This is a genomic window from Nostoc sp. CHAB 5715 (genome assembly GCF_020829685.1).
Classification (GTDB): Bacteria; Cyanobacteriota; Cyanobacteriia; order Cyanobacteriales; family Nostocaceae; genus Nostoc.
This window is the reverse complement of sequence record NZ_JAIVFR010000126.1, coordinates 1-10559: the sequence shown is the minus strand read 5'-3', so window position 1 is coordinate 10559 and position 10559 is coordinate 1. Positions and strand designations below refer to the sequence as shown.

Sequence of the window (10559 nt, the reverse complement as noted above, 5' to 3'; positions counted from 1 at the left end):
TAAGCCTCTACAATGCTTTGAGAGCTTTGGATGCTATGTAATAAATAGCACCCCTTTTTAGGCGGTTGAGCGACAGTAATAAACATAAGCATTCGTTCTCTATAATTGCTTCTATTAAACTCCGAACTTGTGGTGAAAACCAGAGTAAGTCAAATTGGTCTTCTTAGACAATAACCTTCTTACCCAAGTATGCCCTGTGAAGGATGCTAATGTGTTAATATTCCTATACTAAAAAAAGTCATAAAATATACTTGGATGTTGGAGATTTATGTGACAATTACCAATTGATTTTAAGCAAAAGTAGGCAATAAATAGAGTTAGTTTGACAAAAAAGCCGTGTTTACAGGATTAATCCAGGCATTAGGAACGATGGAACCCTTAGGGGGCGATTCTTGGCAAATTACTTGTGTAAGCCAGTCGCGTGAAGTAATTATGCAAGATTTGGCTTATGGTGACAGTGTTGCTGTAGATGGTGTTTGCCTGACAGTGGAAAAAGTTTTAAAAGACGGGTTTATTGCCACGGCTTCACCGGAAACGCTACGCCGCACAACTCTCTTAAGTGAGCAAACGCAACAGAGATATGTCAATTTAGAAGCATCGCTAAGGGTGGGCAGTAAAGTTGGCGGTCATTTTGTGATGGGTCATGTAGACGGCATCGGTCGACTCCTAGTGGCAGAACAAACGGCTAGTTCTTGGGAAATGACCTTTATTGCATCCGAGGCGATCGCACGGTATATTGTCCCCAAAGGTAGCATAGCTGTCAATGGCATCAGTCTCACAGTAGCTGCTTATGAGCCAGAACTCTCTCAATTCAAGGTGGCAGTAATTCCCCTCACATACACCGAGACAAATCTTCGCTATTTGGTTCCTGGCAGTTTGGTAAATCTAGAAGGGGATATTCTCGGCAAATACGTCGAAAAATTCGTTTACCCTGGAAACTCACACACCATCACTGATGAAATTAGTATGGATGGTATTACACCCGCATTCCTAGCAGAACACGGGTATTTGTAATTGGGCATGGGGCATGGGGCATGGGGCATGGGGCATTGGGCATGGGGCATGGGGCATGGGGAATGGGGCATGGGTTATTCTCCTTGTCCTCCGAAGTTTGGATGCCTACGGCGGACTGCGCTAACAGAGGAAGCCTCCGCTCCAACTTCTCTCCTTGTCTCCCTCATCCCCCTTATCCCCCTTATCCCCCTCATCTCCCTCATCTTCCCCAGTCCCCAGTCTCAGCTGCCTGGTTCCTGGCTTACCTGAGCAGTTTGCAAGCCTCGCACTAATTGGCTGAGGGCGCTTTGTAATTCCACGCCTGGGTCAGTAGCAACCCACCCATTCGGTGACAGGTGACGGACTTCAAAGTGCAGGTGAGGACCTGTGGAGTTCCCGGTGCTGCCAACTCGACCGATGACAGTTCCAGGTTCTACCCACTGACCAGGTTGAACAAAGATTTCTGACATGTGACCGTAGAGAGTTTGTTGAGCAGATTTGTGATTGAGGGTAACGGTTAAACCATAACCGCCCAACCAGTTAGCAGTTTCTACTTGACCAGCAGCAGCTGCCAAAACTGGCGTACCCGTAGGCGCACCGATGTCTGTACCAGCATGGAAGCGTTGATTACCTGTGATTGGATGAATTCGCCAACCAAATACAGAAGTAATAGGAGAGGGAATAGACAATGGATACATCATTCCCGTACCACTATAGGCAACTCTCCCTATGTAGGGGATTTGTGGCAATACTGATGCCAGTGAGAAGTCGTAAGCTACGTTGCTGGGGCGTGGTGCAATGTTGCCATCTGCCATTGGTGGTGGTAAAGTACCGCCACTTGGTGCGATGGGAGTTGCACTCACTCTCGTAGGGCTGAACTCGCCAGGACTTGGTATAAACCGATTAGGGCGAAATCCGCTTTTGGTGACACCGTTAGAACCACTTTGAGTTGGAGTAGCACGCCATCTGCTGGTGTTGGCAGTAGAAGATGCAATCTGCCGCACAGGTGGAACTACTGGTAATTGTGCATTTTGACTTCTTCTGAGCCAATTAGGTGCTGGTTTACTATTAGAATCAGCTACACTCCTTTGCGGTACTTTGGCGCAAACACCGCCTAATACGCTTTGCCCTGATGGCAACGTGGCTCGACAACCACTGGAGCGTTCTGTGAGAATTACGGAATTTGGTGCTTGATAAGTAGCTGTGGCACCACTGTCATAACTATTAGGATCGATATAAGCGTTATTATAATCCTTGGTTTTTTCCGGCGTTGCACTGACAGGGCTGTTGGAGTTATTTGATGGTTGAGCAACTTCTGGAAGTTTTTCAGGTAAAGAGCGGAAAGGGGTATTGGGTTTTTCCTGTCTCACCCGTGCAGGAGTAACCTGGGAGGCTTCTACCTTGGGTTTTGACTGTCTGATAATCACAACAGGTTGGGCAGCTTCGATTTTGGGTGTAGACTGCCTAACCGGCTCTTTTGATTGAGCAACCTCTGGCTTGGCTAATCTCTTTTTGAGTCTGGCTCGCCGTTGGGAAAATTCCGGTTGTGCTTGAGCGGCTTCGGGTGCAACAGCCTGCTTTTTCAAGCCGAGCGGAGTCGTTCGCGTAGCGTCTCGCAGAGAGGCTTTAACTGGATTTGTAACTGCTGTTGGCTGGGAATTTTCAACTGTGGGAACGATGTTGTCTATTTGTGTTTCCGTTTGGGCAAACACAAAGCCGCCGCTAAGGAGGCTGACGCTACTCAGCCAACAGAGGCTCTGAGCTGGTAGTGTTGAGGCAAAACGTTTTTTTGTAAGACCTTGCTGCCATAAGTAATGCAAACGATGAGGGGCAGAATTATTGCGCTGCGTCATTTGTTCTCTCAGTTGTGTGTAATTAGCCTAAAGAGATGAAGCTAGTGGTTTGTTTTGCCCAAAGAGGGGAATTTTGAACAAACCTCAAATTTAAACGGAAGATTTATGGTACCCCAAACTGATTGTACCGGGTTCAATATAAATTTCCGGTGTAATTAGTTCCTTTGTCTCATGTGTTTCTAAATCAACTCGTAAATTTCCTTGAGATGTCACCCCAACTACTTTACCTGAAATATTGTTGACGTAGACGCGATCGCCCATGTTTGTAAGCAAATCTAAATAGCGAGACAAGAGTACCTTTACTCCTTCTTGGAAAAGGCACTCCATACCGGATTCTATTCCCAGTAAGACTTTAGAGGTGAGCATTTCCAGACAAGTAATCGGTCTGAAATCTTGGGAAGCTTGCCACGATTCCAGATTGATTCCAGTTTCTGGTACTGGGTTTATCCAGTTAATACCAACACCGATTACTGCTTGGGTGATTTGTCCTTTGTTTACTTTGGTTTCTGTCAAAATGCCGCCTAGTTTGCGACCATTTAAAACTAAATCATTGGGCCATTTTATCCCAACATCTACACCGCATTGGCGCAATTGAGACGCAATTCCCCAAGCAGTAGCAAAAGTTAGCTGGTAGCTGTCAGTAGCCTCTATTTTGTGGTCGAAAGAAATCGCCACGGAAACATATAATCCGCCAACAGGAGAAATCCACTGGCGTCCCCATTGTCCCCGCCCAGCAGTCTGCACAGTTGCGATTACTACTGTTCCTGAAATAGCCCCTTGGTTGAGTAAGTTCCAGAGGGTTTGGTTAGTTGAAGAGACGCTTTCAAAAAAGTGGAGGGAAAATGGTAAATATGTATACTTACGCCCTGCTTTCAAGGCTGCTTCCAAGTTTTGCAAATTAAATCCCACAGCAGTTAACCCAAATTCCGTTGTTCAAGTTAGCATTGATTGGCTGATGAGTGATTTCTGTTTAGGTTTGGTTGAAGATGCACACTTGGCACTGGCGCAATTGGGAAGGACTACCCTATCTAACTTGTAGTATTCTGGAACGTTGGCATCACGGCTTCTTTACCCAGCAGTTTTGGCCGCGATCGCCACAAGTTATCACAGAAGTATTGCAACCAGAGGCATCAGTCTATCGCTTAAAGCAGGTTCATGGCAATACTGTTCTCACTCCCCAAGAGATTGACACGATCTTAAGCACTCTTAGGGATGATTTAGCATCGGCGGATGGTTTAATTAGCGAGCAGCCTCTACAAGCTGTTTGGGTCGCTAGTGCAGATTGTACACCTGTGTTGATTGGGGATGTGCAAACTGGACGGGTGGCAGCATTACACGCAGGCTGGCGGGGGACTGCTAAGAAGATTGTGCCCTTAGCGATCGCTCGATTACAATCTCAAGGCAGTAAACTCGATGATTTACGAATTGCGATGGGGCCAGCGATCGCTGGTGAGGTTTACCAAGTCTCGATCAAAGTGGCTGCCGAAATCGGGGCTAGTATTATACCACATTACGACGAACAAAAAATTGTTCAAGCGTTGCATGAATTACCAAATTCACCTTTGCTGGAAGATCCTAATCCAGGAAAGGTGCGGCTGGATGTGCGGCGGGTGAATACTTTACAACTGGAAAATATGGGGATTAGTGCAGAACAAATTGCGATAGCACCTTATTGTACTTTCCAAACTCCAGAGCATTTCTTTTCTTACCGCCGAGAAAAAGAGAAAAAAGTGCAGTGGTCAGGTATTGTTAGCGGTAAAATAAGTCACTAGCATTCAAATGTGTTTTGGCTGATAGAGCGATCGCTTTATCAGCTTGGATTCAATATATAAATTTGCCATGTTGTGGATCAAAAATACAACATTTTAACTGATGACAGAGATCCTGAATAATTCTCAAATCGCACTTGCCAACATGGGCCGAGAGATAAATCAATTTTACGGGTTCATCACCTAAACAGACTTTCCATACAGAAGAATCACTAGGATTTTCTATAGTGCATCCTGGAAAGTAATAACAACCGTCATCGAATCTAACGTCAGGATAAAGTTCATAAATTACAGAAATTATTTCTGGGCTAGTACCAATTTCTAAAATATTCTCTTCATTGATATGGTTTATCGAGATTAGGTCAGGTGATACTCGCATTAGCCAAAAGGTGACACTCATGACTGACAAAAACTTAATTTAAAGCTTCACTCAACAACTTGCAATGCAGTAAAGCACCATCCACCAGAGATTGGATTTTCTCTGATGATAAGTTCTTAGCCTATATTCTCATCACAGGATAGTTAGGATGCTCAGGATTCGGAATAAGTCGCTGATTTCTACAGTCTACCAATAAATCCAGCGTCTCAAGCACCGTTTGTCCAATCAAGACTATATCACCTATAACCAATGTTGCTTCGGTAGTTTCCCGCCCTGTCAATTCAATAATTACGGGTTCAGTCACGCCTACAGATTCTTCGCTACCATTGGCGTATTGAGCAATCTGCTGTCCTCGAATTCTCAAACCAAGTTGCAGGGCAATAGACATGGGTAGTACAGTACGTACTGCCCCAGTGTCCACTAATGCTTCAGTTTCATACACCCGCAGCATATTTGGATTGAGCATTCCTCGGCTGACAAGGGCTTCATCAATGGCATTGGTGAGCTTGACTTGGACTCGAACTGCACCCATAGGTTCATTGCTGGCAGAATGGTAACGATTGAGATTTACCATAATCTGTATGTCTTGGAAAATTTTTTAATCTGCTTCTACAGTATCCTATGCTGCCTAAGTATTTACCGAATTTTAGATTTTAGATTTTCAATAATGGGATTGAAGATTCAAAATTTAAAATCTAAACGGGTTTGAAAGCAAGCGAATTAAAACGCGAGAATAAATCCAAAATCCAAAATGGATTCACACTTAATTCAAAGGTTCAAATTTCATCACCTCTTTTTGAGGAAGGGAGCTAATTGCTAAGACTAAAATACTGAGAGTGATTCCTAAAACCGCATAACTTGGTAGGGCGAAGATAGTTATTTTCATAATGTATGGCAATTCCCCTGCTTTCACATTCCATCGTTTTCCTAGAGAGCCGATGAGCCAGCCATGAATAACTGCTGTTTGCACTGCAAGACAGCAAACCCCTGCTAACCAAACAGACATTCTTCTCCTAGAGAATTTACAATACCTGATCTGATACAGCAAATCATTTAGCAAAAAAACAACAGCAGGTATTAACATTACAGAACTAGTTTCCTGTGAATAGGTGATGCCAATACTCAAGCAAGAAACTATTACCATTTCTGCTAAATATATTTTTTTTGACCAGTCGGTGAGAGATTGTTGTAGATACCAATACAAACCCACCAAACCAACAAGTATCAGAACAATTAAATTTGACAAAAGCTTGGCAAAGAATGGGTTATTGGGAAGTAATCTCGGCCCCACAACCATCAAATCGAGACGACTGATCGATATATAAGGGCTAACTGCGGGATCGTTTTGCCAAAGGGAAAATCCACGAAATGCATCCGACACGAATTGTGTCAAAGAATTACCTGTTAAGGCTAGACCTAAAAATGCTAGACAAGTTACTGTGATAACAGATACAAAAACTAGAGAGAAGCGTCTTTTAAGTAGAAAATACAGAACGAATAATGCAGCTAATGTTGGTTTACAAAGGGCAAGCCCCAAGCAAATTCCTGCTGGAATATCCTGATGTTTTCTAGCTATGATAAACATCCATAAGATAAGAACTGCAATAAAAATTGCTATATTACCAACTTGAAGATCGCGAACTACGCCATAAATCAAGGCAACCGAAATTGTGCAAATAGTTCTGAAAGATTGTGACTTCGACTCTAGCAATATATTCGCTCCCCATAAGGCTAAACCGATTGGTAATATATGCATTAAAATCCAAATTTTATATGCAGTATTCATCGAAAAATAACCGAGAAACCAGATGAGAGGAATAATATTAGGTGGATAGACAAACGGTGGAAGAGAGCCACACACCGTAGTTACGCTACAGAAAGTCTGATTAAAAATCTCGACATTAAAAGGACTCACATGCTGATGAGCCAATTTACTCGCCACATAATACCACTGAAAATCCCATAAAGGTGGATTTGGCTGGTTTAGGAAATAAAGTAGCCAACCTGTATAACAGAGGAATCTTGTAACGACTAATACAACACCTGCTTGGAGGAGGAAGTTAACAATTGGTTGACGAAAAAATTGTATCAACCGTTGGATGGCTGAAGATTTTAAGAATAAATAATTTTTCCAGGCTGCCTTTTCTTCATCTAACCGCCAATTATTTTTGAGAACTAAAGTAACTAAAATTACTATAATTAGGTTCCAAAAGCCAAAGCTTATCATCAAAATTATTTAAATAATTATTTTTGCATTTCATAAATAATATCGCTAAAATCAATCTTGATAATAAATACTTAAATATTTTCATAATTTCCTTACAAAATTTTTACAATTACTCCCTTTTCGGACAAAAAATGATTAATAAAAGCCTGAAAAAAGTATTAAATTGATACACAACATGATTATTTTGTACAGTGCGTAAGTTCTAGAAGTTTTGCATTTTATTCGGTCTACATTACTTAATCTTACTTATTACATAAAGCGTCGCTCAACAACTCGCGGTGCATTAATGCTCTATCTACTAAAGATTCTATTTGCTCTGGTGATAAAGGATCACCATTAGCGTAATGCTCCATCCAAGTCAGACTAATCAAATTGGGGTCATCTGGTAAACTAGCTAAATCCCATCCAGGCATTTTCAAGTCTTCCATGAGACGATTTACTTTAGGATCATAACTGAGAGCAAAGCAGCGACAACCAACAGATGCTGCCATAATCAAGCTGTGTAGGCGCATCCCAATTGCCATTTCCACGCCGCGAAATACACCTTTTAAAAGTTGCGGATCTTCCAGACATAAAATCTTGCTAACATCTTTAAGGTGTGGTTGAATGGCTTCGGCAATACTTAAATCTTCACTTTTTTGAAATGGTAGTAGTAAAATAAAAGCCTGCGTAGCTTTTTGAAAGTCAACCAAAGCACGAGTTAAGTTTGCTAGGCGTGTTTCTGTAAGTTGGGGATGCGATCGCAACGTTAGTGCAACTCTCGGCGCAGGTAAATCCCAAAGTCTTGGAACTGGTTTTGATTCCAACGCCCAAACCGGGTCAGGAGCTATAATACAAGGAATTTGCCAATCAGATAATAAAGCAGCACTGGCGCGATCGCGGACACTAATTTTGGTACAATTACCAAAGGTTTGCCGTGCCAACCAACGAGTTTGCAAACGCACTAACGGGCCAATACCCTGCGCCCAAGCAACAGTTTTCAAACCCATTTTCTGCGCCAATGCCATCAGTCCGCCATAATAAAATGGGCTAATGGTACTAGTAACATCCTGAATGAGACTCCCGCCGCCCCAAATCAAGGCATCACTTGAGCGTAAAGCTTGCAGTACAGGTAAAGGAGCCATGCGATCGCAGGTTTCTACATTGTAGCGATCGCGCGTTTCCTCTGGATTCCCCGAAAGTACCACAGGGGTTACGTGAGATGGTAACATTTGCAAAAGCGTTGCCAACAAAGCTTCGTCACCACCATTACCTTTACCGTAATATCCAGACAATAACGCCCGTATCTTGACCATTTTGGATTTTAGATTTTGGATTTTAGATTAATAGTTATTATTAAATGAATTTCTGTCCTTGATACAAATGGTAAACTCATTGCCAAGTTCTACTTTGAATAGTGCAGAAGATAGTTAGAACGTCCTCTGAACTCGGACGTTGAACCTCTGAACTCGGACGTTGAACCTCTGAACTCGGACGTTGAGCCTCTGAACTCGAACGTTGAGCCTTTGAACTCGGACGTTGAGCCTTTGAACTCGAACGTTGAGCCTCTGAACTCGAACGTTGAGCCTTTGAACTCGAACGTTGAGCCTCTGAACTCGAACGTTGAGCCTTTGAACTCGAACGTTGAGCCTTTGAACTCGAACGTTGAGCCTCTGAACTCGAACGTTGAGCCTTTGAACTCGGACGTTGAAGCTCTGAACTCGGAATCTTTAAAATTCTAAAAGAACAAGTAAAGATTTTGTTTAAACAAATATAAAATTCAAGCTACATCTCACCTTGGCAGCGCTACTCCTAACTCCTAACTTATAATTCCCCACTCCCCACTCCCCACTCCCCACTCCCCACTCCCCACTGTTGTATGCACGCCCTATCGATTCCCACCTGGATTATTCATATTTCTAGCGTTATTGAGTGGATTGTCGCCATTTGGTTAATTTGGACTTACGGCGAACTCACCAATAATCGTAATTGGTGGGGATTATCCCTTGCCATGTTACCAGCTTTAGTCAGCGCCTTATGTGCCTGTACCTGGCATTATTTCGACAACGCCGAATCTCTAGAATGGTTGGTAACGCTTCAAGCTACCATGACCTTAGTTGGTAATTTTACCCTTTGGGCAGCAGCGTATTTGATTTGGCGTTCTACCAAGTCTCCTAACACTGTCGAACCAAAACCTATCAAATCAGAGCAATGATTTCTAAAGAAACCCTGTTTGCACTTTCACTGTTTCCCTATTTGGGTTTCTTGTGGTTTCTCAGCCGCAGTCCGCAAATGCCGCGTTTAGCGCTGTATGGATTTTACGGCACTCTCGTCTTTGTTGCCATTACCATCCCAGCAGGGATTTATGCTGTATTGCATTATGGCGAGTCTTTGGCCAATGTAGATTGGTTGCACGGTAGTGCAGAATTATTTTTGACCCTTTCTAATATCTTGCTTGTGCTGGGTTTTGGGCAAGCTGTCAGGCAATTAAAAATGAAAAACTAGTGTTTGGAGTTATAAGGAAGAAATAAATGGATGTAATTCCAGCGATTGATTTATTAGAAGGGCGCTGTGTGCGACTATATCAGGGAGACTATGATCGCTCACAAGTTTTTAGCGAAAATCCTGCTGATGTTGCCAAACAGTGGGTAGATCAAGGTGCTACCAGATTACATATAGTTGATTTAGATGGTGCTAAAGCAGGTAAAGTAGTAAACCTGGGGGCAATTGAAGCGATCGCTAATGCGGTGTCAGTGCCGATTGAAATTGGTGGAGGATTGCGCGATCGCACCAGTGTGCAACAAGTATTCAATCTAGGCATACAGTGGGCAATTTTCGGAACCATCGCCGTTGAACAACCCCAGCTAGTGCAACAACTGTGTGAAGAATTTCCTGGACAGATTATTATCGGTATTGATGCGCGTAACGGCCGAGTAGCAACTCGCGGTTGGTTAGAAACCTCAGAAGTTTTAGCAACTCAACTGGCTGTACAAATGCAAGAATTGGGTGCAGCAGCCATCATTTACACAGATATCCACCGTGACGGTACACTTATCGGCCCCAATTTAGAAGCTTTGCGAGAACTTGCAGCAGTAATTTCCATTCCGATAATTGCTTCTGGCGGGGTAAGTTCTGTCACCGATTTGTTGAGTTTGTTAGCGTTAGAACCTCAAGGCGTGACTGGTGTGATTGTCGGACGTGCCTTGTATACTGGGGATATTTTACTCAAAGAAGCATTACGAGCGATCGGGCCAGGGCGGATTCAGGATATCCCCCCCAATCTAGGTTTTTCTACCTTTGCTTGATATTTTCTGCCTTTGGTAAAACACTCCACTACTGTACTCGGAGTAACGATTATT

General features: G+C 43.1%; 13 protein-coding genes. 6 read left to right on the top strand and 7 right to left on the bottom strand.

The genetic code is table 11. The features are described 5' to 3' along the window. Nucleotides 1-336 precede the first annotated feature (336 nt). Nucleotides 337-1014 carry a riboflavin synthase gene (locus LC574_RS09505; protein ID WP_229453235.1) on the top strand — a complete coding sequence of 226 codons (678 nt, stop codon included), beginning with the start codon at nt 337-339 and terminating at the stop codon, nt 1012-1014. Here LC574_RS09505 and LC574_RS09500 read toward each other — a convergent pair. From LC574_RS09500 to LC574_RS09490, 3 genes are all read right to left on the bottom strand, one after another. Then, nucleotides 977-1159, bottom strand: a complete 183-nt coding sequence (locus LC574_RS09500; protein ID WP_229453233.1) for a hypothetical protein — start codon at nt 1157-1159, stop codon at nt 977-979. The genes LC574_RS09505 and LC574_RS09500 overlap by 38 nt on opposite strands. 76 nt (nt 1160-1235) lie before the next feature. Next, on the bottom strand, nt 1236-2846 hold the full coding sequence (locus LC574_RS09495; protein ID WP_229453231.1) for a peptidoglycan DD-metalloendopeptidase family protein: 1611 nt from the start codon (nt 2844-2846) through the stop codon (nt 1236-1238). A 90-nt stretch (nt 2847-2936) separates the two neighbouring features. Then, entirely contained in the window at nt 2937-3755 is an 819-nt protein-coding gene (locus LC574_RS09490) for a biotin--[acetyl-CoA-carboxylase] ligase (protein ID WP_229453229.1), read from the bottom strand. A gap of 77 nt (nt 3756-3832) precedes the next feature. Between LC574_RS09490 and pgeF the strand changes: the two genes are divergently transcribed. After that, the gene (gene pgeF, locus LC574_RS09485) at nt 3833-4618 is read left to right on the top strand and encodes a peptidoglycan editing factor PgeF (protein WP_229453227.1); all 786 of its coding nucleotides are present in this window, start codon (nt 3833-3835) and stop codon (nt 4616-4618) included. Nucleotides 4619-4667: 49 nt separating this feature from the next. Here pgeF and LC574_RS09480 read toward each other — a convergent pair whose 3' ends face one another. From LC574_RS09480 to csaB, 4 genes are all read right to left on the bottom strand, one after another. Beyond that, the gene (locus LC574_RS09480) at nt 4668-5015 is read right to left on the bottom strand and encodes a hypothetical protein (protein WP_229453225.1); all 348 of its coding nucleotides are present in this window, start codon (nt 5013-5015) and stop codon (nt 4668-4670) included. A 100-nt stretch (nt 5016-5115) separates the two neighbouring features. After that, the gene (locus LC574_RS09475; protein ID WP_229453223.1) at nt 5116-5568 is read right to left on the bottom strand and encodes a retroviral-like aspartic protease family protein; all 453 of its coding nucleotides are present in this window, start codon (nt 5566-5568) and stop codon (nt 5116-5118) included. A 189-nt stretch (nt 5569-5757) separates the two neighbouring features. Next, nucleotides 5758-7221, bottom strand: coding sequence for a glycosyltransferase family 87 protein (locus tag LC574_RS09470; RefSeq protein ID WP_229453237.1), 1464 nt, complete (start codon nt 7219-7221; stop codon nt 5758-5760). A gap of 242 nt (nt 7222-7463) precedes the next feature. Next, nucleotides 7464-8516 carry a polysaccharide pyruvyl transferase CsaB gene (gene csaB / locus LC574_RS09465; RefSeq protein ID WP_229453221.1) on the bottom strand — a complete coding sequence of 351 codons (1053 nt, stop codon included), beginning with the start codon at nt 8514-8516 and terminating at the stop codon, nt 7464-7466. 210 nt (nt 8517-8726) lie between these two features. On the opposite strand from csaB, the gene LC574_RS09460 reads away from it, so the two are divergent. The 4 genes from LC574_RS09460 (at nt 8727) to hisA (ending at nt 10505) form a co-directional block, all read left to right on the top strand. Continuing rightward, a complete protein-coding gene (locus LC574_RS09460) occupies nt 8727-8942 on the top strand; it encodes a hypothetical protein (protein WP_229453219.1) in 216 nt (71 codons plus the stop codon). Nucleotides 8943-9079: 137 nt separating this feature from the next. Then, complete coding sequence (locus LC574_RS09455; protein WP_229453210.1) at nt 9080-9415, top strand: DUF2499 domain-containing protein; 336 nt, start codon at nt 9080-9082, stop codon at nt 9413-9415. Next, nucleotides 9412-9705, top strand: coding sequence for a DUF3593 domain-containing protein (locus tag LC574_RS09450; RefSeq protein ID WP_229453209.1), 294 nt, complete (start codon nt 9412-9414; stop codon nt 9703-9705). The genes LC574_RS09455 and LC574_RS09450 overlap by 4 nt, the downstream gene beginning before the upstream one ends. A gap of 26 nt (nt 9706-9731) precedes the next feature. After that, nucleotides 9732-10505 (top strand): 1-(5-phosphoribosyl)-5-[(5-phosphoribosylamino)methylideneamino]imidazole-4-carboxamide isomerase, encoded by a 774-nt coding sequence (gene hisA, locus LC574_RS09445; RefSeq protein WP_229453207.1) that lies wholly within the window; start codon nt 9732-9734, stop codon nt 10503-10505. Nucleotides 10506-10559: the final 54 nt, after the last annotated feature.